The 23,409-nt window shown below is 59.5% G+C and carries 19 protein-coding genes and 1 tRNA gene; 3 read left to right on the top strand and 17 right to left on the bottom strand.

What is annotated here, in order from left to right:
• Positions 1-306: 306 nt before the first annotated feature.
• From rplT to recJ, 9 genes are all read right to left on the bottom strand, one after another.
• On the bottom strand, positions 307-666 hold the full coding sequence (gene rplT, locus ACQRAJ_RS08320; RefSeq protein WP_022094123.1) for a 50S ribosomal protein L20: 360 nt from the start codon (positions 664-666) through the stop codon (positions 307-309).
• A gap of 46 nt (positions 667-712) precedes the next feature.
• Positions 713-904 carry a 50S ribosomal protein L35 gene (gene rpmI, locus ACQRAJ_RS08315; protein ID WP_006234422.1) on the bottom strand — a complete coding sequence of 64 codons (192 nt, stop codon included), beginning with the start codon at positions 902-904 and terminating at the stop codon, positions 713-715.
• Positions 905-936: 32 nt separating this feature from the next.
• Positions 937-1,506 (bottom strand): translation initiation factor IF-3, encoded by a 570-nt coding sequence (gene infC, locus ACQRAJ_RS08310; protein WP_006234423.1) that lies wholly within the window; start codon positions 1,504-1,506, stop codon positions 937-939.
• A 432-nt stretch (positions 1,507-1,938) separates the two neighbouring features.
• Positions 1,939-2,025, bottom strand: a tRNA-Leu gene (locus tag ACQRAJ_RS08305).
• A gap of 39 nt (positions 2,026-2,064) precedes the next feature.
• On the bottom strand, positions 2,065-3,498 hold the full coding sequence (locus ACQRAJ_RS08300) for a transglutaminase-like domain-containing protein (RefSeq protein WP_154517214.1): 1,434 nt from the start codon (positions 3,496-3,498) through the stop codon (positions 2,065-2,067).
• 347 nt (positions 3,499-3,845) lie between these two features.
• On the bottom strand, positions 3,846-4,712 hold the full coding sequence (gene fba / locus ACQRAJ_RS08295; protein ID WP_154517212.1) for a class II fructose-1,6-bisphosphate aldolase: 867 nt from the start codon (positions 4,710-4,712) through the stop codon (positions 3,846-3,848).
• 194 nt (positions 4,713-4,906) lie between these two features.
• Positions 4,907-5,590 carry an MBL fold metallo-hydrolase gene (locus tag ACQRAJ_RS08290; protein WP_427748331.1) on the bottom strand — a complete coding sequence of 228 codons (684 nt, stop codon included), beginning with the start codon at positions 5,588-5,590 and terminating at the stop codon, positions 4,907-4,909.
• Positions 5,591-5,676: 86 nt separating this feature from the next.
• Positions 5,677-8,037 carry a RelA/SpoT family protein gene (locus ACQRAJ_RS08285; RefSeq protein WP_154517206.1) on the bottom strand — a complete coding sequence of 787 codons (2,361 nt, stop codon included), beginning with the start codon at positions 8,035-8,037 and terminating at the stop codon, positions 5,677-5,679.
• Positions 8,038-8,051: 14 nt separating this feature from the next.
• Entirely contained in the window at positions 8,052-11,339 is a 3,288-nt protein-coding gene (recJ, locus tag ACQRAJ_RS08280) for a single-stranded-DNA-specific exonuclease RecJ (RefSeq protein WP_427748330.1), read from the bottom strand.
• A gap of 275 nt (positions 11,340-11,614) precedes the next feature.
• Here recJ and ACQRAJ_RS08275 point away from each other — a divergent pair, with 275 nt between their 5' ends.
• Positions 11,615-12,613 (top strand): bile acid:sodium symporter family protein, encoded by a 999-nt coding sequence (locus tag ACQRAJ_RS08275; protein ID WP_427748329.1) that lies wholly within the window; start codon positions 11,615-11,617, stop codon positions 12,611-12,613.
• 30 nt (positions 12,614-12,643) lie between these two features.
• Here ACQRAJ_RS08275 and ACQRAJ_RS08270 read toward each other — a convergent pair whose 3' ends face one another.
• The 8 genes from ACQRAJ_RS08270 to ACQRAJ_RS08235 form a co-directional block, all read right to left on the bottom strand.
• Positions 12,644-13,441 carry a DUF4931 domain-containing protein gene (locus tag ACQRAJ_RS08270; protein ID WP_427748328.1) on the bottom strand — a complete coding sequence of 266 codons (798 nt, stop codon included), beginning with the start codon at positions 13,439-13,441 and terminating at the stop codon, positions 12,644-12,646.
• Positions 13,442-13,444: 3 nt separating this feature from the next.
• On the bottom strand, positions 13,445-14,122 hold the full coding sequence (locus tag ACQRAJ_RS08265) for a copper homeostasis protein CutC (protein ID WP_427719718.1): 678 nt from the start codon (positions 14,120-14,122) through the stop codon (positions 13,445-13,447).
• Positions 14,123-14,245: 123 nt separating this feature from the next.
• Positions 14,246-14,959, bottom strand: a complete 714-nt coding sequence (locus ACQRAJ_RS08260) for an ABC transporter ATP-binding protein (protein ID WP_229770701.1) — start codon at positions 14,957-14,959, stop codon at positions 14,246-14,248.
• Positions 14,960-15,820 carry an ABC transporter ATP-binding protein gene (locus ACQRAJ_RS08255; RefSeq protein ID WP_427719717.1) on the bottom strand — a complete coding sequence of 287 codons (861 nt, stop codon included), beginning with the start codon at positions 15,818-15,820 and terminating at the stop codon, positions 14,960-14,962.
• Positions 15,810-16,889 (bottom strand): branched-chain amino acid ABC transporter permease, encoded by a 1,080-nt coding sequence (locus tag ACQRAJ_RS08250; protein WP_427719716.1) that lies wholly within the window; start codon positions 16,887-16,889, stop codon positions 15,810-15,812. Before ACQRAJ_RS08250 ends, ACQRAJ_RS08255 begins: the two co-directional genes overlap by 11 nt.
• Before the next feature lie 9 nt (positions 16,890-16,898).
• Positions 16,899-17,780 carry a branched-chain amino acid ABC transporter permease gene (locus ACQRAJ_RS08245; RefSeq protein WP_154517188.1) on the bottom strand — a complete coding sequence of 294 codons (882 nt, stop codon included), beginning with the start codon at positions 17,778-17,780 and terminating at the stop codon, positions 16,899-16,901.
• A 139-nt stretch (positions 17,781-17,919) separates the two neighbouring features.
• Positions 17,920-19,107: an ABC transporter substrate-binding protein gene (locus tag ACQRAJ_RS08240; RefSeq protein ID WP_427729155.1), complete on the bottom strand. Its 1,188-nt coding sequence runs from the start codon at positions 19,105-19,107 to the stop codon at positions 17,920-17,922.
• Positions 19,108-19,376: 269 nt separating this feature from the next.
• Entirely contained in the window at positions 19,377-20,543 is a 1,167-nt protein-coding gene (locus tag ACQRAJ_RS08235) for an ABC transporter substrate-binding protein (protein WP_427748327.1), read from the bottom strand.
• Between the two features lie 250 nt (positions 20,544-20,793).
• On the opposite strand from ACQRAJ_RS08235, the gene ACQRAJ_RS08230 reads away from it, so the two are divergent.
• Both ACQRAJ_RS08230 and ACQRAJ_RS08225 read left to right on the top strand, forming a co-directional pair.
• Positions 20,794-22,137, top strand: coding sequence for a homoserine dehydrogenase (locus ACQRAJ_RS08230; RefSeq protein WP_427748326.1), 1,344 nt, complete (start codon positions 20,794-20,796; stop codon positions 22,135-22,137).
• A 214-nt stretch (positions 22,138-22,351) separates the two neighbouring features.
• On the top strand, positions 22,352-23,101 hold the full coding sequence (locus ACQRAJ_RS08225) for an SDR family NAD(P)-dependent oxidoreductase (protein ID WP_427748325.1): 750 nt from the start codon (positions 22,352-22,354) through the stop codon (positions 23,099-23,101).
• The last annotated feature ends 308 nt before the right edge of the window (positions 23,102-23,409 follow it).

The following is a 23,409-nucleotide window of genomic DNA, read 5'->3' as shown; positions in this document are numbered from 1 at the left end:
TGGTTCCCGGTTCGACCGGGCCGCGCGGCAAGGAGATATATTGCCAGACCGCGAAGCGATGTGGGATGTCAATTCCACTCTTCATAAGTCCTACACAATATATCGCTTCCTATATAAGTAATAGAAAGGCTGGTGCAGAAATACTGCACGTATCAGATGATGACTCTTCGGTTAAGAGATATATAAAGATCGGTCACCTGTAAGTGTCTATCTACCCACGCTTTTGCTATATAAACCAGCGCCTTAGATAAAAAGAGGGAGCGCCGCGCACAGCGCGACACTCCCCTAGCGATTCAAGAGAATCAATTAGGCCTCGAGAGCCTTCTTGGCGATGGCAGCCAGCTCGTTGAAAGACTCGATGTCCTCGTAAGCCATCTGAGCCAGGACCTTGCGGTCGAGCTCGATACCGGCGACCTTCAGGCCGTGCATGAACTGAGAGTAAGAGATGTCGTTCAGGCGAGCCGCAGCGTTGATACGGGTGATCCAGAGAGAGCGAATCTCGCGCTTCTTATTGCGGCGGTCACGGTACTGATACTGCAGAGAGTGCTGGACCTGCTCTTTAGCATGCTTGTAAGTACGCGAAGCGGCACCGTAGTAACCCTTCGCACGGTGCATAACGGTACGGCGCTTCTTCTTGGCGGCAACAGCGCGCTTAATACGTGCCATGTTCTATCAACTCCTAGACGGTTAAACGAAAAACGGGAACGCTAACTTAGGCGAGACGCGACTTGATGACCTTGCGGTCGGCAGCGGCGATCTCGGTCTCCTGACGGAAGCCACGCTTACGCTTGGTGGACTTCTTGCTCAGGATGTGGCTCTTGAAAGCCTTGGCGCGCATAAGCTTGCCGGTACCAGTCTTGCGGAAACGCTTCTTGGTGCCGCTGTGGGACTTCATCTTAGGCATGAAATACTCCTTAATCGGTTACAGAACACTAGTTACTTAGTATCACTTGCCGCTTTATCCTCATCAAAGGCGCCCTTAATCGGGGCGAGCAGCATAAGCATGTTACGGCCTTCCATCTTAGGCTTGGACTCGACCGTAGCGTAAGGCTTAAGATCCTCGGCGAGACGCTCAAGAACGTTAAGACCCTGCTCCGGGTGAGCCATCTCACGGCCGCGGAACATGATGGTGATCTTAACGCGTGCGCCCTTCTTGAGGAAACGCAGAACGTGGCCCTTCTTGGTCTCGTAGTCGCCAACGTCGATCTTGGGTCGGAACTTCATTTCCTTAACCTCGACCTTGGACTGGTTCTTACGAGCAGCCTTGGCCTTCATGGCCTGCTGGTACTTGAACTTACCGTAGTCCATGACCTTGCAGACCGGCGGCTCCGCGTTGGGAGCGATCTCGACAAGGTCGAGACCCTGATCGTCGGCGACGCGCTGGGCATCGCGGATGGCGAACAGGCCGAGCTGAGAGCCATCGACGCCAATCAAACGGCACGAAGATGCAGTGATCTCGTCGTTGATGCGGGTGTCATCAGACTTAGCTATTTTCCCTACCTCCATTCATAAAAAAATAACCCGGCGCTTCTTTGCAACCAGGTCGTACACATAGACATCCTCGATATGAGGAAGAGAATCTAAGTTGTATGACCAGTCAGCTGCTCATTGGCGCCAAAAGGTGGGAACCCTCGGGTTCCTCTTTAGGGCATTGCGGAAACAACGCCTTGGCGATAATAACACGTACCGCTCGTTATCACATTACGTACACGAAAAAGGGGGCCTCGACCCCCTTGAACGCTCTTTTGCATGTATGGTGCCCGAGGCGAGACTCGAAGGGCCTTCGCTTCGCGAAGCCCCGGGCTTCGGGCGCATGGCGCCCTCGCCACGCTCCGCTACAAACAGGCCACAGGCCTGTTTGCTTAACGCTCCGCGCGCTCACGCGAGTTCGGCACGAAAAAGGGGGCCTCGACCCCCTTGAACGCTCTTTTGCATGTATGGTGCCCGAGGCGAGACTCGAACTCGCACGTTGTTGCCAACGGTGGATTTTGAGTCCACTGCGTCTGCCAATTCCGCCACTCGGGCACGTGTTGCGTGAGTTAGTTTATCACAGCTTTCCGTAGATTAGTCCGAAAATGGAACTTCGAGCATTTCGATGAGTTCGACCGTGCGGAGCATCTCGCGCTGGCGGCATCCGCGACCGTCAACCGAGGCCTCGCCCATCTGGTTATCGTAGGGGTCCTCACGCATACCGTCAAAGACGGGTTCAAACTCTGCCTGGAACCGACAGTTTGCCACCATGCGCCATGGATCGAGGTTGCCAAAGTAGTGGCGGCGGCGCCATTCCTCCCCCATCCTGCGTGCCGAGGATCCAAACGAGACATCGGCGTTAAGCCAACCCGTCTGCGGTGTATAGAACTCCGCCCAGTCATGCGAGCCCACCGAGTCGGGCGCAACGTACAGGCCGCTCTGCCAACGTGCGGGCACGCCGGCGATGCGGCACATGGTGATAAACGTGAGCGCCATAACACCGCAATCACCGCGAAGCGAATGCGCGCAGTCATCGGCGATAGAGCCCAGAAGCAGATACGGTGGCTGATATCGATAGTCGATATGATGCGTCAAATAATCATAGATAGCCCGAGCGCGGTCGAGCTGATCCTCGAGACCATCGATAACATGTTCGGTCAGCTGCTGCAGATACGGCGTGAATGCAATATGCGGTCGGTCCTCGGAAATATCCTTGGGCAGCGGCGCGTCCATACACGGATGCGCCGGAAGCGCTCCCCCGTAGATATCGCAATAAGCGGCATCAATCAGATAACGATAGGTCACTGAGAACGATCGATCAGCCGAGGAAACCCACGAGGCGGTACGCGCCAAAGCGTTCGCGGGAGCAAGGACCCCCTCCGGCGTCATATCGAGAATCTCGATATGAGACTGCTGGCGGCAGGCTGCGGCAACGGGAAGCCACGCGCGAACGGCCTCCCCCTCCAGAGCACCGGGAACAGACACGGATGCTTTAAGCGTAATGGCACGCGACAGCCCGCCCTGTGATTCCATCTTCTTAAGCATCTGGTTGCGCAGCGCAGTTCCATCCGTAGAATCGGGACGCAGGCCCGGAACCTCCTTGGGATACACACGCAAAGAATCAAGGAAGTTGTCGAGAACGAACAGTTCACCATCGATAAAGCGCCAGTCGATGCGCTTGCGATCGATCAGGTCGTCAAACTGATCCTCGGTAAACTCCGGCCACTCCTCGCGGATCATCGCAATAGCCTGATCGCGCGACACCGAAAAATGAAACGACGTCTCGATCATGCGATACCGCTCGGCACGAACGCAAGCGGCCAACGAGGGATCAGGGCTCTGCTCCAAAAGACGGTCGCAAGCCGCAACAGCCTGCGCCAGGTACCCGGCGTCCTTGAGACGAAGGATCTCAGGTGGCAATCCAATGTCGAGATGACGAAAATCATCGCAACAAACATCAACAGAGCAACCAACGGGGCCCTCGGCAACAACCTTTCCATCGGCAGGCAAAACATTAACGACAGCCATAACCACTCCCACGCAGAACGACAACCCGAGACCATTGTACCGACATAAAAAGAAAGCCCCAACAAGGGAGCCATCAACACCGCTGAGCGTAGTCAAATAAATAATTCAGCCCAGTAACCCCGTAGCGAGTTAACGAAGGAGGCCCCGTTCACCCGGAGCTTTTCCCATTGCGCGACTTCTGGCAAAGCCAGTAGCCATCTTAATTCAGCCCAGTAACCCTGCGGCGTTAAACAAAGGAAGCCCCGTCCCCCGGAACTGTTTCCTTGGCGCGACTTCTGGCGAAGCCAGGTGAGCGCAAAGGAAACAGTGTAGGGGGACGGGGCTTCCGGCGGGTAGTTTAGCGACGCTTACGCCTTGTTGACGGAGCCAAACTCCTCCATGAGCTCCTTGGTGCGGGCAACGATGGCCTCGCGACCGGGCTTCAGGAGCTTGCGGGGGTCATAGCCCTTGCCCTGCTGATCCTTGCCAGCCTCAACGTACTCACGCGTGGCGGCAGCGAAGACAAGCTGCAGGTCGGTGTTGACGTTGATCTTGGAGATGCCCAGGGAGATGGCCTTCTTGATCTGATCCTCGGGGATGCCGGTACCACCGTGCAGAACGAGGGGCAGGTCGCCGGTCTGAGCCTTGATCTCGCTCAGACGCTCGAAGGAAAGACCGGCCCAGTCGGCGGGATACACGCCGTGGATGTTGCCGATGCCGCAGGCGAGGAAGTCGACGCCCAGGTCAGCAATCTGCTTGCACTCAGCGGGGTCAGCGAGCTCGCCGTTGGAGGTCACGCCGTCCTCGGTGCCGCCGATGCCGCCGACCTCGGCCTCGATGGACATGCCCTTGGAGTGGGCAAGCTCAACGAGCTCCTTGGTGCGATCGAGGTTAAGCTGGAAGGTTTCCTCGTGAGAGCCGTCATACATGATGGACGTGAAGCCGGCCTCGATGCACTTGAAGCAGTCCTCGTAAGAACCGTGATCGAGGTGAAGGGCGACGGGAACGGTAACACCCGTGGCCTCGACGGCAGCCTTGACCATGTCGGCGCAGACCTTGAAACCGCCCATCCACTTAGCGGCACCAGCGGTGCACTGAAGGATCAGCGGAGACTTGGCCTCCTCGGCGGCCTGGAGAATAGCCAGAGTCCACTCGAGGTTGTTGGTGTTGAAGGCACCGAGAGCATACTTGCCGGCCTCGGCCTTCTTGAGCATGTCTGCTGCGTTGACGAGCATAAAAGAAACCTCCTGTAAGGTTGCTCCGATAACGCATGAGATTTTACCACGGCGTACCCGAGCGTAAACGTTCGTTTGTTCACGAATATCGTCCAAACAGACTTTTTTTGACCGTTTGCCCTACGGAATCGGCCCGTTGGGGAAAATATCTTGACGTTTGGACACTTCTCGTGCTTAAGCAGCTGACTACAAAGCTACATCTGCATGAAAGGGTTCTGCATGAGCTCGCGCGCCATAGTGGTCGAATCACCATGCCCCGTTAAACAAACGGTATCGGCTGGAAGCAGTTGGGCGAGCTTGGAAAGCGAGCGCAGAATCGCCGCCTCGTCTCCACCGGCGAGATCGGTGCGGCCGTGGCTGCCCGGGAACAGGGTGTCGCCAACAAAGGCGATGCTTCCCTGCTCGGTGGCGGCGAACAAGACAATGCCACCCGGTGTGTGACCGGGCGTCTCGATCACCTGCAGGCAGATATCACCCAATTCAATCGTATCGCCCTCAGCAAGCAATCGCGTCGGCTCGCCCGGATCGGGCGTATCGATGCCCCACATCGCTCGCTGCTCCTCGATATTCTCACGAGATACCAACACGTCCTTCGCACCTAACTCATATAGGAAACCCTTACCGACGGCGGCTCGCGCTCCGGCAACGCCACCTACGTGATCGGCATGGCCATGGGTGCAGACAGCGCCTAGCACGTGCGCGTCAGGATGCTTGGCATAGATATGTTCCACAAGACGCTCACCTTCCCAGGCCGGATCGATAATCAGGCATTCGCCGCTCGAGATTACGGCGTAACTGTTGGTCTGAATGGGGCCGTTTACAAGCGCCTCAATCGAAGCCGTACCCCAAGGGGTTAAGTCCAAAGCTGCAGCGACCATGAGCACGTCCTCCTTCTACAAGCGTCGAGGCATCAAACGATGCCTCGAACGTAGCCAATATCATTACCGTTGTGCGTTCGTCACGCCTATACGCGACGCTTAAGCTGAGCCCCACCCTCGCCAGGCATCAGACGTCGTGCGTCATAGACCGAGTCGACACTGCTGATGGATGCCAGCAGCGGATCCAGACCGCTCGCGTCCGAAATCTCGACCATAAAGCGCAGGGTCGCAATGCCCTCGCGGTTGGTCGAGGTAGCGGCGGAAAGGATATTTCCGCCTGCATCGCCAATGGCGATGGTGACATCCTTGAGCAAGCCCATACGATCCAAGCACTCGACCACGATCTCGACCTGGAAAAGCGTATCGGCAGCACCATCCCACTCCACGTCAATCATGCGCTCGGGGTGTTCCATGAGACCCTTGACGTTGGGGCAGTTGGCACGATGCACCGAGACGCCTCGACCGCGCGTGATAAAGCCCACGATGTCGTCGCCCGTCACCGGATTGCAGCAATGCGCCAGACGAACCAGCAGGCCGCTGTTGCTCTCGCCCTTGACGATAATGCCGTTACTCGCACTCTTGCCACGCTTTTGCGGTTTGCGGTTGGAACCGCGGGCAGGCTGTTTGACGACCTCAGCGATGGCTTCGGCCTTGGTGAGCTGCTCCTCGGGCTTGGGATCCAAGATTTGCTCGACCTTATTGCCCACAGCGCGCGGGGCGACCTTGCCCGCGCCAACGGCTGCGAACAGGTCCTCGAGTTGCTTGAAGTTAAACTGCTCCGCCACGGCATTGAGTGCACGCGTGGATCGCGGCGTAGAGATGCCGTACCCGCGCTTGCGCAGGTCCTTGGCCAGCATATCGCGACCGGCAGCAGCGTCATCGTCTTTGGTCGCAGCGGCGAAGTAACGGCGAATCTTTGACTTGGCCGAAGGCGTCTTGACGATCTTGAGCCAATCGCGCGACGGCTTGGAGCTCTTGTTAGTCAGGATCTCGACACGGTCACCCGTCTTGATTTCGTGCGTGAGCGGAGCCACCGCACCGTTGATTTTGGCGCCGACGCAGTGGTTGCCGACCTCGGTATGAACAGCGTAGGCAAAGTCGAGCGGTGTAGAGCCCGCACGAAGCGCCATGACCTCACCCTTGGGCGTAAAGACAAAAATCTCCTGGTCAAACAGGTCGACCTTCAGTGAGTGCAGATATTCTTTGGCATCGGTGATCTCGTCAGAGGCTGCCCAATCGAGCGAGTGCTTGAGCCAGTTAATCTGATCGTCCAGACGCTGTGCGTCGTTGGTCTTGGAGGCAGACGATCCGCCCGATTTCTTATATAGCCAGTGGGCGGCGATGCCGTACTCGGCCTGCTCGTGCATCTCGTAGGTTCGGATCTGAATCTCGAGCGGACGGGCCGTGGGGCCGATAACCGTCGTGTGGAGCGATTGGTAGTTATTGACCTTGGGCATGGCGATATAGTCTTTAAAACGACCGGGCATGGGATGCCACAAAGTATGCACGGCACCAAGCGTGGAATAGCAATCGCGCACCGAATGGGTGATGACGCGCAGCGCCACCAGATCATAAATCTCGGAGAACTCCTTGCCCTTGCGCTTCATCTTTTGATAGATGGACCAATAGTGCTTGGAACGACCGTTGATCTGAAAACCCTCAAGGCCAATGCGGTCGAGCTCATCGGTAAGCGTCTTGATAGTCTCGGCCAGAAAGCGTTCGCGAACCTCGCGTGACTCTGCCACCATGCGGGCGATGCGCTGGTAAGCGTCGGGTTCAAGGTAGAAGAAGGACAGATCCTCGAGTTCCCACTTGATAGAGCTCATGCCCAGGCGGTCGGCCAGGGGCGCGTACACATCCATGGTCTCGCGCGCCTTAAACAGGCGGCGGTCCTCGCGCAGGGCGGCAAGCGTGCGCATATTATGCAGGCGGTCGGCGAGTTTGACGATGATGACGCGAATGTCCTTGGACATGGCGAGGAACATCTTGCGCAGCGTAAGCGCCTGCTTTTCGTCCATGTTGTCGACTTCGATGTTGGTAAGCTTGGTCACGCCGTCGACGAGCTCTGCCACGGTTTCGCCAAACAGACCCGAAACATCGGCAAGCGAGGTATCGGTATCCTCGACGGTATCGTGCAGCAATGCAGCGCACACCACATCGCAGTCCATCTTAAGGTCGGCCAAAATGATAGCCACCTCGACGGGATGGTTAATGTACATCTCACCCGAGCGCCGCTTTTGGTTGCAGTGCTTCTCGGCAGCAAAGCAGTAGGCCTGCTCCACCTTGGAGAAGTCATCCTCACTCATATATTTAAGGCACAGGCGCTCCAGCTTGTCGTAGCTGTCCGCCATAATCTCGGGCGGCAGATCATCGGCATGCGTATAGTGCTCCATCTCCGAAAAGGGCTGGAGGGCGGAATCATGGGCGGTACGGGCTGCGGCATCCATCGAGGTCCCCTTCCCTAGGTCCGCGGTACGATCGGGCGGTTAATTTTGGTAAGCATATCAGAAGCGCACGAATCGAGTGCCCAACTCCGGAAAGCCGAGAACTCCATGCGCGAGCGCAAGCCCTCCAAATAGCGGATCGACCTGCTCAACTGCACGCGCCCGGGGTTTTCGGTCATCGCGATGCGACGGGTATCGTCAAACCCCGAAACGTGACAGAAACCGAGCTCTTCGAAGATTCCCAAGCCGCTTGCCACCGAACGCTCATCGACCGGCGTGCGCGCGTCGATTGCAAGGCACATCTGCGCAATGTCGATATCGCTTGCGCAGAATGAATCGTCCCCCGTCTTGCCACGATTGGAGCGCCACATGGTCTGCAGCGCCCGATAGAGCGTGACAAGCTCATCGCGCTCGGGCGCGTAACAATCGAGCAGGCGCTCATTAATACGAGCGTCACGAGACGAATAGAGCAGGTGAATCACGGCAGGCTGCCCATCGCGGCCGGCACGGCCACTCATCTGGTTAAACTCAATCGCGCCAAACGGCATGTGGTAGAGCACGACATGGCGGATATCGGGCAGGTTGACGCCCTCACCGAAGGCCGAGGTTGAAACGATGCAGCTCAGGCTGCCATCTCGAAACGCCTCCTCGACGCGTCGGCGATCGGAACGCGCAAGCCCGGCGTTATAGAACGCGATATGGGTCGCGCAGTCGGGCACACGTTTGCGCAACGTCTTGGCGAGCGCCACGGACTGGTCGCGCGAGTTCACGTAGATGACGGTCTTCTCCCCCGTCGCAACGATCGAAACCAGGCGATTTTCACGGCTCGCAAGGTCACGATCGTCCTCGAGTTGTAGGTTCTCGCGAACGGTCTCGTCGACCACCGTGCTGGTAATCGGCAATACGCGAGCAAGCTCTGCCACAACTGGAGCCGTCGCGGTAGCCGTTGCCGCCATGACAACGGGGTCGCCCAGGGCTTTAAGAATATCGGGCATATCGAGGTATGCACTCCGGTCACCACCCTTAGCAAGACCGGCATGGTGCGCCTCATCGATAACAACGAAGCCAATACGTCCAGAACGCGCAAATCGATCGCGGTGGATAGACAAGAACTCGGGCGTCGTGAGAACGATACCGGTACGACCCGAAGCAAGGCCGGCGAACACGTCATCGCGTACGGCCTCCACGGTCTCGCCAGTCAGCACGCCGACACCAATGCCGAGCGCGGCCATCGTCGAGGAAAGGTGATAGGCCTGATCGGCAACGAGCGAACGCAAAGGATAGACAAAAATGCTCGCACGCCCGCGAAGAACCGCCTCGCGCGCGGCATGCACATGGAAAATCAGAGACTTGCCACGCCCCGTCCCCATAACGGCCAAAACGCTCTGATGGTCGGCAAGCGCGTCGAGTGCCTCGACCTGCGCGCGATGCGGCTGGTTCGAGCCGATAAAGCTATGGATAAGCGAGCGCGTGAGCTCGGTATAAGAAAGCTGGGCGAGCGTCTCGCGTTTACGCGACTCCAGGCGCAGGCCAGAATCCGCCGGTTGCACGCCGCGGCGAAGCTCACATGCCGGATCGTCGATATTGGGCGCCGCGGTATCGCGCACCAAGACATCTTTGATCATGAGCTTGGGCTTCACACGTCCCTGCCAATGCTCGGCCACGGCCTCGAACACCAAGTCGACGGCGCTGTCGCAATTGATGAGCCTATCGATCTGCGGCACGCGGAACATGATGGCCGGCACACTCGCGGCACCATCGGTCGCCACAAAGCGCATGTGCTCGCCGGTTTTGCCCACCACGGCGCGATCGCACATCGTCACGCCCTCGGCGGCCAGAAGCGGCACCTTATTGCCCTGGCCAAACGGCTCAAGACGGGAAATTTGCTCGATGGTCTCGATATTTAGCTCGGAGAGATCAACGGTGGCGGCAACCTCGTCAGTGTCCTCAAAGTCCTCGGCGGGAAGCTCCGATAGCACGGCCGAAAGGCGACGGCGGAACTCATCGAGCTTGGATGCCTCGATGGTCACACCCACCGCACCGGCATGCCCGCCGCGACGAATCAGCAGGTCGGAGCAACGCTCGACGGCGTCGAACAGGTTGATCTTGCCCACCGAGCGGCCCGATCCGCGCGCAACGCCATCCTCGATCGAGAAGAGCAGCGCCGGCACGTGATAGCGATTGGTCAAGCGGCTCGCCACGATGCCCTTGACGCCCTCGTGCCAGCCCTCGCCGCCCACGACGATTGCGCGCCCGCCGTCATAAGTCTCCTCGACCTTCGCCATGGCATCGCGCGTAAGCTCGGCCTCGATCTCGCGGCGTTGGCGATTGATTTCCTCGAGCTCGGCGGCAAGCGCGCTCGCTTCGATGGGGTCGCGGGCAAGCAGCAGGTCGAGCGCCAGCTTGGGATCGGCCATGCGGCCGGCAGCATTCAGACGGGGGATGAGCGAAAACGACAGGCCGTCGGCCGTAATGGTAGAAAGGTCGGCCTTGGCAAGTGCGGCAAGCGCGATATAGCCGGGACGGGCCGTCGCGCGCATCTGCTGGATGCCCTCGGCGACCAGTGCGCGATTCTCGGGCGTAAGCGGCATCATGTCGGACACGGTGCCCAGCGCCGCGACCTCTATCAGCGAACGCCAATACGACGGCTTGCCCAAACGCTCGCCCAGGACCTGCACCAGCTTGAGTGCCACGCCGGCACCGGCAAGCTCGCGCGAGGGACCCTTGTCCTCGAGCTTGGGGTCGGTCAGGGGCACGCCCTGCGGCACCTGGTCGGACGGCTCGTGATGGTCCGTGACCACCAAATCGATCCCCAGGCTCTCCAGATAGGAGGCCTCTTCCTTGGCGGCAATGCCGTTATCGACGGTCACGATCAGCTGGGGGCGAGCGAGCTCGTTAACGCGGTCGAGCGCCGCACGCGACAGGCCGTAGCCCTCGTCAAAACGATGCGGAATAAACGGCGTGACGTTGGCGCCAAACGAACGCAGCGCCTCGGTCAACAGACAAGTCGACGTAATGCCGTCGACGTCAAAATCGCCAAAGACGGCGATGCGCTCGTGGCTGCGAATAGCACGCTCAACGCGGTCGACGACGACCGCCATGCCCGGAATTACGAGCGGGTCCGCCCAGTCGCGATCGAGCGAAGGCGTCAAAAAAAGCTGGCCTTCCTCGATGGATGTAATGCCGTGCGCAACCATAATGCGCGCCACCAGCCCGGGTATGCCCAGGCCAGCCGAAAGCTCCTTTTCGAGCTCGGGGTTTTGCTGAGCGACCGCCCAGCGATGCGTTGTCTTAAGCGATGACATAGGCGCCCACCCCCGATAGGGGCAGGTCGCCGCGATACCTCTCACGGTTCATAGCGATGAGTCCTCTGTGTATGCCCACTTCGGCAGGCAGATCTGTTGAACGGATTTATTATACCGTGCGGCGCGGACGCACAACGTCCAGCACGCCGTGGTTTCGATAAACGAGGGCGGTAATAGCCTCGAAATAATCGGGCGTTTCAGCCACACGGACGCATGCGAGCGTCTAGCATATCCATTCAAAACGGATTCACGAGCAAAGGGAGTCACAAGCGCATATGAAGCAATGGGTTGGGCTGGGTAAGTTCCTCGCGGGGCATATGCAGATCATCGTTCCGATTTGCGTGACGCTCGGCGTGCTCTTTCCCCAGCAGATCGGCGTACTCAAGCCCATCGCCCCCACCCTGTTTGCCTTTATGACGTTCCAAGGTGCCCTCAGCAACACCTTCCATCAGGTAGCCGAAGTATTCCGCCGTCCGCTGCACCTGATTTTGGCGCTGCTGGTCTCGGCGGCGCTTATTCCCATAACAGCCTATGCCATGGGGTCGCTGTTCTTTGGCTCCAACCCCAACCTAGTCTGCGGTATCGTGCTCGAGTACAGCGTACCTGTGGCAGTCACTGCCTTTATGTGGATTAGCATGTTCGGCGGCAACGGCCCGCTCGCGCTCACCATCATCCTGACGTCCTCGGTTATCTCACCCGTTACGATTCCGCTCACGCTTAAGCTCTTGCTGGGCGCCACCGTCTCGATCGACGTGTCGGGCATGATGCAGAACATGGCCTTCATGATCGCTATCCCCGCCCTGCTCGGCATCGTGATTAACGAACTCACGCGCGGATGGGGACACGAGAAGCTCTCCCCCGCACTCTCGCCCGCCTGCAAGTTCATGATGATGGGTGTTATCGCGTCGAACTCCACCGCCATGAGCGAGTACGTGCTGCACATGAACGCGGTGCGCTTGGAAGTCGCCCTCTTTATTATGATCTTCGCCATCAGCGGCTTTGTCGTCGGTATTCTGGTCGCCCGCGCACTGCATCTGCCGTATAGCGAAACGACTACCATGTGCTTTACCTGTGGCATGCGCAACATCTCTTCGGGCGCCGTCATCGCCACGCAATACTTTCCGGGCGAAGTCGTATTTCCCGTCATGTGCGGAACGCTGTTTCAGCAGGTACTTGCCTCGCTTATCGGGCATCTCTTTGAGCGTCTAACCGGCGAGGAGCGCGCTGCCCAGCGCAAGCGCGTCGAGGCCGGCCGCGACGCCATGGCACGCTAGGCTGTCCGCATTACGCGGGTGTTAGTCTTGCTATACGAGCGTTTCCAGATGCGCGCGCAGGCGCTCAGCATCGATATCGAGCGTCGTCTCGGCATTGACCTGGGCCAAACGATAGCCGACAAAGTAGGGCGAAACCACCCAACGCGGCAGCGCCTTGGCAATGGTCCGACCGCCCAGGTGATAGAAGAACAAGTTGTACGACTCTGCACGGCCACCGTAGTGCTCGTTTAGGATATAACGCAGAGCTACCTGGATCGCATCGGCGAAGAGATCCGCCTCGGCTTGGTCCCGCGTGTCATCGCTGGCGGCGATTCCCCGCGGAGCTGAAACGTTGACCTCAAAGAACCCCATAATCGGTTCGGTTGAGATGTTGACCGCAATTCTCCCCTGTTGCCAGACATTGATGCCTTCGAAATTGGCGGAAGTCAGCGAAGCATAGCCATCTTCCTGCTCCAAACCCACAATCTGCATGTGCGGATGAACGAGACTACCGCCCGAGAGCGGACCCTTGTTCTTGTACATGAGCACGCTTCGATACTGCCGTGAATCGATCATCTGCTGCCAGCAACCCAGGGCAAACCGCATCACATGATGCAGCTCGTCCGGCGCATAGGTCACCAGGTCTGCGTCATGGTCGGCCGACTCGATCAGCACGGTTTGACGGGTGGCGCGCAGGGTCTTGAACTTATTCTCGAGCCAGATACAGTCACCGTCGCGCCGGATGATATTGGCGAGTTCCTCGGTATCGCAAAAGGGGCACGCGGTGCCAGGGCGCCGGTTGTCGTCGGGCTTCCCGCTCGCCTGCTGAACGTCAAATACCAGGGGCACGGGTTATACCTCCAGCGGCACGATCTTGGTGCCATGGAGCTCGGAGACGCCCAGTGCCGCAGCCACGGTATCGCGGTTGGCCGCGGAAATGCCGCCGCCGGGAAGGATGGTCAGGCGATCGTCCGCGTAGTCGATAAGGTGCGACAGATGCTCCAGGTTGTCCTCAATCGGCGTGCCGGCGGCACCGCCATGCGTCAGGATGCGCGTTATGCCGCAGTCGGCGAGCGTGTCAATCGCGTCGAGCTGAGCCTCGGGCGAGAGCTGGTCAAACGCCATGTGAAAGGTGATGTCGATGGGCTCGCGCTTGCACTCCTCGGTCGCGCAGCCCGCAGCCATCACAAGGGCGCCCAACGCAAGTTCATCGAGCGCCCATCCGCCGGCACAAGGCTTGCAGCAGCCAAAGACCAAGCCATCGACGCCGGCACTTACGGCAAGGCCCAAGTCCATCTCCATCATGCGCAGCTCGTCCTGGTTGTAGTGAAAGTCGCCGCCACGCGGACGGATCATGCACATCACCCGTGCATCGTGCTCGCGAGCATAGCTGGTCGTAGCGCTGATAACGCCGGCCGAGGGCGTGGTGCCACCAACCGCAAGGTTGTCGCACAGCTCAATGCGTCCCGCACCGGCCGCAATGGCCGCCGGCACCCGCTCAAAGTTCTCGGCACAAAACTCGTACAGCATAGATAGACCCCCAGATGACACTTCTATTTCCACACGGCATTGTCGCACTTTAAATACCAAGCCAACGGATCATTTCAAAAGGGGCGCCGACCGAGTTGGTCAGCGCCCCTATTACTGGATGGATTAACCACCAAGATAAGCTTTGCGGACGTTGTCGTCGTGCAGCAGCTCTTGGCCGGTGCCGGTCATGGTGATCTTGCCGGTCTCGAGCACGTAGCCGCGTGTGGCGATGGAAAGCGCCATCTGCGCGTTCTGCTCGACCAGGAGCACCGTGGTGCCGGCCTTGTGCAAATCCTCGACAATCTGGAAGATCTGCTCGATCAGGATCGGCGCCAGACCCATGGAGGGTTCGTCGAGCATGAGCAGCTTGGGGTTACTCATAAGGGCACGACCCATAACGAGCATCTGCTGCTCGCCGCCCGAAAGGGTGCCGGCCACCTGGCGACGGCGTTCCTTCAGGCGCGGGAACTGCTCGTAAACACGTTCGAGACCCGGGGCAACCGTGGACTTGGGCTGTGTATAGGCACCCATCTCCAGGTTCTCCTCGACCGTCATCTGCAAAAAGGCACGACGCCCCTCGGGTACCTGAGACAGGCCCTTGCCAACCAGCTTGTCGGCGGGCGTATGGATAATGTCCTCGCCCATAAACTTGATGGAGCCGGTCTTGGAGCGCAGCAGGCCCGAGACAGTCTTGAGCGTCGTGGACTTGCCGGCGCCGTTCGCGCCAATCAGGGCAACGATCTCGCCCTCGTTAACGTTAAAGGAGATGTCCTTAATGGCGTGGATGGCGCCGTACCAGACGTTGATGTTGTAGACGGAAAGCATCGGCTCTGCCATTTAGTTCTCCCCCTTATCCTGCTTGCCCAGATAAGCCTCAATAACGGCTTCGTTGTTCTGGATTTCCTCGGCCGTGCCCTTGGCGATGACCTTGCCAAAGTTAAGCACGCAGATACCCTCGCAAATATTCATGACAAGCGACATGTCGTGCTCGATGAGCATGATGGCAATGCCAAAGGTGTCGCGAATCTTGACGATGTTCGCCATGAGCTCCGCAGTCTCGGACGGGTTCATGCCGGCGGCAGGCTCGTCGAGCAGTAGTAGCTTGGGATTGGTGGCAAGCGCGCGGACGATCTCCAAACGACGCTGAGCGCCGTAAGGTAGCGAGCCGGCCTGCTCGTTTGCCAGATGTTCCATATCAAAGATAGACAGAAGCTCCATGGCGCGCTCATGGGCGGCCTTCTCGTGCTTCCAATACGTCGGCAGGCGCAGCACGCCCTCAAAGCCGGAGTAGCGCTCCTGGTTGTGCAGGCCGACCTTTACGTTGTCCTCCACCGTCATGGTGTTGAACAGGCGGATGTTTTGGAAGGTACGAGCGATACCCATGCGGTTGACCTGGTAGACGGACTTGCCCGAGGTGTCCTCACCGTCGAGCAGGATGGTGCCGTGCGTGGGCTGGTACACCTTGGTGAGCAGGTTGAAGACCGTGGTCTTGCCGGCGCCGTTGGGGCCGATGAGACCGGCGATCTCGGTCTTACCGATGGTCAGGCTAAAGTCGTCGACCGCCTTAAGGCCGCCGAACTCAATGCCCAGGTGGATGCACTCGAGCGCCGGGCGCTCGCCCAGGTCGCGGTCGGGAACGATGGCGCCAGAAGGATACGGGACCATCTTGCCCTTGTTGAACTCAAACTTACTGGGCATCGGTTGCCACCTCCTTCTTGGAAGCAAAGCGGTCCTTAATGCGCGCGAAGAACGCCTTGAGCTGCGGGTTGTTAGTAAAGACCATGACCAGAATCAACACGATGGCGTAGATGAGCATGCGGTAGTCCGAGAACTGACGGAGCAGCTCGGGGAGCACCGTGAGCAGCGCCGCCGCGATGACGGAACCGCGCATGTTGCCCAGACCGCCCAGGACCACGAACACCAGAATGAGAATCGACGTGTTGAAGTCGAACTTAGTGGCGGAGAGCTGCGAGAAGTTACCGCCGAAGAGGGCTCCGGCAGCACCGGCGAGAGCGGCGGAAACCACGAAGGCGATCATGCGGTACTGGGTGACGGAGATACCCACGGACTCGGCAGCGATCTTGTTATCGCGCACGGCCATGATGGCACGACCGGTGCGGCTGCGGACCAAGTTGAGCACAATCACGAGCGCAACCATAACCAGGATGGCGCCAGCAAGGAACGTCGAGTAGGTCGAAACACCAGATGCGCCCTGGGCACCCTTGATGATAGCGGTGCCGTCTTCGAGCAGGTGTAGGTCGTCGATCGTGGAATTGCCCGTGATGTTAAAGATCACGTGCAGGCCGCGGGAATCGACGCCCACAATGAGGCAGGTAACGATCTCTTTGATAATCTCGCCAAAGGCCAAGGTTACGATGGCCAGGTAGTCACCGCTCAGGCGAAGAACCGGAATACCGATCAGGAAGCCCAGAATGGCAGCGGCGATAGCGCCGACCACAATGCTGATGATCAGACGCACCGGGTCGGACGGAACGGCGCTCTCCAGCGCGACGGCGGTGACGATTCCCGTATAGGCGCCGACGCTCATAAAACCCGCGTGGCCCAGCGACAAGTCGCCCGCGATGCCGACGACGAGGTTGAGCGAGATGGCCATGACGATATAGGCCGTGATGGGAACCAGCTGACCGACAATCATGCGCGGAATCATGTGGTTAGACTGCATAAAGAACACGATGGCGAACGCCACAACGCACATGGCGTACGTGACAAAGTCGTGACGCGTCTGCTTGTCTGTAAGAAACTTCATAACGCTCACCTACACCTTCTCGGGTACGTACTTGCCCAAGAGGCCGGCAGGCTTGACGAGCAGGACGATGATCAAAACGCCAAAGACGATGGAGTTGGCAAGGCTCGTGGAAATGTAAGCCTGCGCCATCGCCTCGATGATGCCGATGAGAATGCCGCCGACAAAGGCACCGGGGATGGAGCCGATGCCGCCGAAAACGGCAGCGTCGAAGGCCTTGATGCCAGGCATGGCGCCCGTGGTGGGCTGCAGAACCGGCGAGTAGGAGCACAGGAGCACACCGGCGATGGCGGCAAGGGCGGAGCCGATGGCGAACGTCATCGAGATGGTGCGGTTGACGTTGATGCCCATGAGCTGAGCGGCGGCCTTGTCCTCGGACACGGCGCGCATGGCCTTGCCCATCTTGGTCTTACCTGTAAAGATCATCAGACCGGCCATGATAACCAGGCAGGCGACGATGGTGACGAGCGAGACGGCACTTACGTTGAACTTGGCCAAGAACTCCGGCACCGGGAAGGTGACGAGCGAAGTGAAGTTCTTGGGCGTGGCGCCCCACAGAAGCTGCGCGGCATTCTGCAGGAAGTAGGACACACCGATGGCCGTGATCAGAACGGCCAGCGGGCCTGCTTGGCGCAGCGGCCTATAGGCCAGACCCTCAATGAGAACACCGAGAACCGTGCAGACCACACAAGAGAGAACTACAGATGCCCAGCCCGGGAGGCCGAGATACGACGTGGCGCAGAACGAGACATAGGCACCGACCATGATGACATCGCCGTGAGCGAAGTTGAGCATCTTGGCGATACCGTAGACCATGGTGTAGCCCAACGCGATGATGGCGTAGACGCTGCCCATGGACAGGCCGTTGACCAGGTATTGGATAAAGACCGTCATGTTCCACATCCCCCTTTCGAATAGGTTTCCAGTTGATGTATGAAACAGGGACGTTACGTTGTCCCCAGATACCAAGCAAGCAGGGAAGGCGAAAACCTCCCCTGCTTGGGATCAAAACCGCTCTATGTAAGGCGGCCTATTAGGCCAGTACGTACTTGCCGTCGGTGATGACATACGCCGTAGGATCCTTCTGGACCTGGCCCTTGTCGTTCCAGGAGAGCTTGCCGGTCAGACCGTCAACGGTAATCTTGAGCATAGCCTTGGGCAGCTTCTCGGCGACCTCGGTCGGGTCGGCGTCGACACCAAGACCGGCCTCCTTGAGGGCCTCGACCACCGCGTGCACGCCGTCGTAGGCATCGGCGGCAAACTGGTCGGGGGTATCGCCGTACTTATCCTTGTAAGCGTTGACGAAGTCGGCATTCTTCTCGTCGTCGGCGGAGAACGGGGTCATGAGCAGCAGACCCTCGGCAAGAGAGGTGTCGAAGCCCTCGACGCCCAGGATGCCGTCCATGCCGTCGCATCCCATCATCTTGACGTCGTAGCCCATGTCCTTGGCGTTCTTGAGCAGGACGGACGCCGGCGTGTAGTAGATCGGCGCAAAGATCATGGTGGCGCCGGCCTGCTTGGCCTTGGTCAGCTGGTTGGTAAAGCTCGTAGCGGAGTCGTCCTTAAAGGTCTCCTCGTCAACAATCTCGAGCTTAGACTCAGCGGCCTGAGCCTTAAAGGAATCTGCAATGCCCGAAGAATAAGCGTCGCCGGAGTTATAGAACAGCACGAACTTCTCGTCCGCATACTTCTCTGCCAGGAACTTGGCAGCGTTGACGCCCTGGTTGGGGTCGGTAAAGCAAACCTGGAAGACGCAATCCTTTCCGTCGGTGACGTCCTCGGAGGACGCGGACGGGGTGATCATGAATGTCTTGGGGTCGTTGCTGCACTCTGCGGCAACGGCAACCGACGCACCCGTGGTGGTCGGGCCGACGAGGGCCTGCATGCCCCAGTCGAGCAGGTTATTAAAGGCGTTGACGGCCTTCTCGCCGTCGGCCTGGTCGTCCTCGGCCTTGCTGGCAAGCGGCAGCTCCTTGGTGGAGAAGTCCTTGCAGCCAAGCTCGACGCCCTGGGTAACGGACTTGCCGTAAGACGCGGCGGCACCGGTCAGCGGGCCAATGGTGCCGATCTTAAACGAAGCGTCGCTCGAAGCGGAACCGCTGTCGCCGCCGTTGGAGGAGCAGCCAGCTAGAATGGACATCGCCCCCAGACCTGCTGCGCTCGCGATAACGCTCCTGCGATTCATAACAGGGTTCAATGACTTACCGGTGAGGCTCGACATGCGGCTCTCCTCTCAAATCTCGTCGGGTTTCGGTTACCCGACAGGCCATCCTCCGCCGTCTTCGGCGTTCGCAAAATAGTAGACGCTTTAGTTGAGAAAAGTGGCGATTATTTCAACTTTTCTTTTGCCTTGTCCATTTATCCATAATTATGCGTATTTCTGTCGGTTTATACAGTTTAGCGACTTTATTGTGTGAAAGTAATGTTTCCGTTTTGTTACAAGCTTTCCTGCCCTGAATAACATGGCCCCACCGGTCTCGTTATATGCACTTAGGCGGCGATGTACTTGCCGTCCTGAATCACATAGGCCGTAGCGGGCTTCTCGACTTGGCCCTCGTCGTTCCACGTGAGCTCGCCTGTCAGGCCCTCAATCTTGATTTTGCGCATAGCCTTGGCAAGGTCGCCGGCAATGTCGGCGCCGTCGACCGTAATGTCGATGTCCGCCTCATCGATTGCCTCGACAATCGCGTGGATGCAGTCATAAGCATCGGCGGCAAACTGGTTGGGCGTCTCGTTGTAGGCGTCCTTATATGCCTTGACGAAGTCGGCGTTCTTCTCATCGTCGGCAGAGAACGGGGTCATGAGCAGCACGCCCTCGGCAAGAGAGGTGTCGAAGCCCTCAACGGAGAGCAGGCCGTCCATGCCGTCGGTGCCCATGAGGGTCATTTCGTAGCCCATGTCCTTGGCGTTCTTGAGCAGGACGGACGCCGGCGTGTAATAGATCGGGGCAAAGATAAGCGTGGCGCCGGCCTCCTTGGCCTTGGTGAGCTGGTTGGTAAAGCTCGTGGAAGAGTCGTCCTTAAAGGTCTCGGTATCGACGATATCGAGCTTGGAAGCCTTGGCCTGCTCGGCAAAAGCGTCGGCAACGCCCGAGCTATACGTATCGCCGGAGTTGTAGAACAGGGCGATCTTGGCGTCTACATACTTCTCGGCCAGGAACTTCGCGGCGCTGGCGCCCATGGTGGGATCGGTGAAGCAAACCTGAAAGACCGTGGTCTTATCCTTGGTGACGTCGAGCGACGAGGCCGAAGGCGTGACCATGAGCATATCGTCGGCGATCTCGCCCGAGACGGCGACGGCGGCACCAGTCGTGACGGGGCCGACGAGCGCCTGCATGCCCCAGTCGCACAAGGTATTGAAGGCGTTGATGGCCTTCTCGCCGTCGGCGACGTCATCCTCGGACTTAAGCGAGAGTTTGAGATCCTTGGTCGAGAAATCCTTGGCGGCGAGCTTGGCACCTTTCTCGGCCGAAACGCCATAGGTTGCCGCGGCGCCGGTCAGAGGGCCGATGACACCGATCTTGAAGGTCTTACCGTCATCGGCGGAGCCGCCGTCCGAGCCACCCGACGAGCAACCGGCGAGTGCGGCAGCGCTGCCGAGCGCCGCGGCGCCGGCGAGAAAGTTCCTACGGCTGAGCGTGCTGTTGATGTTGAACATGGTGTCCCCCTTTTTCGCTGGCCGCGGTGCGGCCGTCTTGCGGTACGGGGCAAACCTTATGGCGCAAACGTTGACAGTTTGTTACGGAAGTTCGTTTGTAGCGAGCATGTTTCCAATGTTTCCGCAGCGTTTCGGGGGTGCCGTTTTGTGCGACTCCTGTTGACTGGCGAGCGCGCGCTCTCGGTTCACGCTAGAATGCACTCAGCATTACTTGATCAATCAATCTATAAGATGCACGAAGGAGCTATCTATGAGCGAACCCCTGCGCACCGTGAACGTCGGTCTGATCGGTCTGGGAACCGTCGGCGGCGGCGTGGCCCGTCTGATCAAGAGCCACCACGATGAGTACCTGGCCGCCTACGGCATCGACCTTAAGCTGACCCGCGCCTGCGCGCTTGCCTGGGAGCAGGCCGAGGCAGCCGGTATTGAGCGCGAGGCCTTTACGAGTGACTGGCATGACGTCGTTACCGACCCAGCCGTCGATATCGTCGTCGAGCTGATCGGCGGCGAGCATCCCGCGACCGAGATCTTCACCACGGCCTTTGAGCACGGCAAGCACGTCGTCTCTGCCAACAAGGCCCTGTTGGGCCGCCACGTCGAGACGCTTGCCGAGAAGGCGCGCACGTGCGGCGTGCAGATTAAGTGCGAGGCCAGCTGCGGCGGCGGCATCCCCATCGTGAGCACGCTCGAGCACGACCTGGTGGGCAACAAGATCCTGACCATCGCCGGCATTCTCAACGGTACCACCAACTATATCCTGTCGCGCATGGACGCCGAGGGCGCCGATTACGCCGACGTGCTTGCCGACGCGCAGGCCAAGGGCTACGCCGAGGCCGACCCGTCCGCCGACGTCGACGGCTTCGACGCCGCCAGCAAGACGGCGATCCTCGCCTCCATCGGCTTTGGCACCCGCGTGACCACCGACGATGTGTACCAGCAGGGTATCCGCACCATCGGCGCCGAGGACATCGCCCAGGCCCGCGAGCTCGGCTACACCATTAAGCTGCTCGGCATCGCCCGCAACACCGACGCCGGCGTCGACGTCCGCGTGCATCCCACGCTGATCCCCGCCGACCACATGCTCGCCAAGGTCAACGGCGCCATGAACGCCGTCTACGTGGTGGGTGACGCCGTGGGCGAGACCATGTTCTACGGCGCGGGCGCAGGCTCCTTCCCCACCGCGAGTGCTGTCGTGGGCGACATCCTGTCGCTCTCCGAGCAGATCAGCCGCGGCGTGGCTCCGCTGCCCGAGATTGAGCCCTATGGCCACAACCTCGCCTTTAAGCCCATGGACGAGCTCCAGACCAAGTACTATGTGCGCCTGAAGGTCGCCGACCGCGTGGGCGCCCTGTCCGAGACGGTCGACATCTTTGCCAAGCACAACATCTCGATCTCGCTCATCAACCAGGTCGAGGACGGCAAGTCGGGCGCCAGCGATGCCTGCTCGGTCATCTTCCTGACGCACCGCGCGCTCGAGAAGGACGTCCAGGCTGCCGCGGCCGAGCTTGCCAGCGTCGACTGCGTGGCCGAGGTCGCCAACGTCCTGCGCATCGAGAACGTCGAGGCCTGGACCGAAGGCGTCATGGCCAACTAACCCAACGCTCGCCTAGCAATACGCACTTTGAGGGCTCCCGTCCGATGTGGGACGGGAGCCCTATTGCCTCCCGCCCTAAGCACAACGGCAGAGCACATTTGCGCGAGCCGCTCATCGGTAACGCGCGCTACCGTTCACCGATATGCAAACGCGGTCGATTCCGGCTACCGACACGCTGTGCTGAGAATGACCGCCCGCGATGAGAGGAAGCACTATGTTGCTCGAGGGCAAGAAAGCAATCGTCACCGGAGGCACGCGCGGTATCGGCTATGCCATCGCCTGCCGTTTTATCGAAGAGGGCGCCGCCGTCACCGTCTTTGGCTCGCGCCAGGAGACTGCCGACGCGGCCGTTGAGAAGCTGGCGGCCGCCTATCCCGACGCCAAGGTCTGGGGCCGCTCCTGCGACCTCACCTCACTCGAGGCCGTGACCGAGGCTTTTACCCAGGCTGCAACCGACATGGGCGGCTTGGACACGGTCGTCAACAACGCCGGCATCTCCCAGCGCTCGCCGCTTTTGAACTACACGGCCGAGGAGTTCGCCAAAGTCATGGACCTTAACGTCGTCGCTGTCTTTAACGGTCACCAGGCGGCCGCCAAGATCATGACCGAGGCCGGCCACGGCGGCACCATCACCACCACGAGCTCGATGGTCGCCAAGTACGGTCAGCCCTCCGGCGTCGGCTATCCCACGTCCAAGTTTGCCGTCAACGGCATGGTCCAGTCGCTCTCGCGCGAGCTCGCCCCCATGGGCATTCGCGTCAATGCCGTCGCACCCGGCGTAACCAAGACCGATATGGTCGCCAACCTGCCCGAAGAGGTCATCAAGCCCATCATCGCCACCATTCCGCTGGGTCGCATGGGCGAGCCCGAGGATGTCGCCAACGCCTTTGTTTTCCTGGCGAGCGACATGTCCTCCTACGTCACGGGCGCCGTGCTCCCCGTCGACGGAGCCGCCCGCTCCTAAAGGTCGCAAGCCACGACTTCGAACCTCAACGAGGCCCAACGCAAAAGGCGCGCTGCCTGCATCAACCGCAGGCAGCGCGCCTTCTTCTGTTTGTAAGGGAAACTGCGTCCCGGTATTTCAGCTCCGAACGGGACACAGCTTCCCTCAGGACCTTCTTTCGGAAACTATGTCCCATTCTGGGCGCGGATTCTGGGACGCGCTTTCCGCAAGGCCTTTGATTCGGAAAGCGCATCCCATTTTGAACCTTCAGACTGGGGCGCGCTTTCCGGCAGGAGTCCAAAGCGGAAACCGCATCCCACTCTGGGCGT

This window comes from Collinsella sp. SGI.184, assembly GCF_050313415.1.
In the GTDB taxonomy this organism is placed as follows: Bacteria; Actinomycetota; Coriobacteriia; order Coriobacteriales; family Coriobacteriaceae; genus Collinsella.
Note: the sequence above shows the minus strand (reverse complement) of the source record. Positions and strands in the feature narration are given on the sequence as shown.

Coding starts and splice junctions, on each gene's coding strand:
- ACQRAJ_RS08225 (WP_427748325.1), top strand. CDS start 22,352: ATGTTGCTCGAGGGCAAGAAAGCAATCGTCACCGGAGGCACGCGCGGT.
- recJ (WP_427748330.1), bottom strand. CDS start 11,339: ATGTCATCGCTTAAGACAACGCATCGCTGGGCGGTCGCTCAGCAAAAC.
- ACQRAJ_RS08290 (WP_427748331.1), bottom strand. CDS start 5,590: ATGGTCGCTGCAGCTTTGGACTTAACCCCTTGGGGTACGGCTTCGATT.
- ACQRAJ_RS08275 (WP_427748329.1), top strand. CDS start 11,615: ATGAAGCAATGGGTTGGGCTGGGTAAGTTCCTCGCGGGGCATATGCAG.
- ACQRAJ_RS08235 (WP_427748327.1), bottom strand. CDS start 20,543: ATGTTCAACATCAACAGCACGCTCAGCCGTAGGAACTTTCTCGCCGGC.
- fba (WP_154517212.1), bottom strand. CDS start 4,712: ATGCTCGTCAACGCAGCAGACATGCTCAAGAAGGCCGAGGCCGGCAAG.
- ACQRAJ_RS08230 (WP_427748326.1), top strand. CDS start 20,794: ATGAGCGAACCCCTGCGCACCGTGAACGTCGGTCTGATCGGTCTGGGA.
- ACQRAJ_RS08240 (WP_427729155.1), bottom strand. CDS start 19,107: ATGTCGAGCCTCACCGGTAAGTCATTGAACCCTGTTATGAATCGCAGG.
- ACQRAJ_RS08255 (WP_427719717.1), bottom strand. CDS start 15,820: ATGCCCAGTAAGTTTGAGTTCAACAAGGGCAAGATGGTCCCGTATCCT.
- infC (WP_006234423.1), bottom strand. CDS start 1,506: ATGGAGGTAGGGAAAATAGCTAAGTCTGATGACACCCGCATCAACGAC.
- rplT (WP_022094123.1), bottom strand. CDS start 666: ATGGCACGTATTAAGCGCGCTGTTGCCGCCAAGAAGAAGCGCCGTACC.
- ACQRAJ_RS08245 (WP_154517188.1), bottom strand. CDS start 17,780: ATGACGGTCTTTATCCAATACCTGGTCAACGGCCTGTCCATGGGCAGC.
- ACQRAJ_RS08285 (WP_154517206.1), bottom strand. CDS start 8,037: ATGGATGCCGCAGCCCGTACCGCCCATGATTCCGCCCTCCAGCCCTTT.
- ACQRAJ_RS08260 (WP_229770701.1), bottom strand. CDS start 14,959: ATGGCAGAGCCGATGCTTTCCGTCTACAACATCAACGTCTGGTACGGC.
- rpmI (WP_006234422.1), bottom strand. CDS start 904: ATGCCTAAGATGAAGTCCCACAGCGGCACCAAGAAGCGTTTCCGCAAG.
- ACQRAJ_RS08300 (WP_154517214.1), bottom strand. CDS start 3,498: ATGGCTGTCGTTAATGTTTTGCCTGCCGATGGAAAGGTTGTTGCCGAG.
- ACQRAJ_RS08250 (WP_427719716.1), bottom strand. CDS start 16,889: ATGAAGTTTCTTACAGACAAGCAGACGCGTCACGACTTTGTCACGTAC.
- ACQRAJ_RS08265 (WP_427719718.1), bottom strand. CDS start 14,122: ATGCTGTACGAGTTTTGTGCCGAGAACTTTGAGCGGGTGCCGGCGGCC.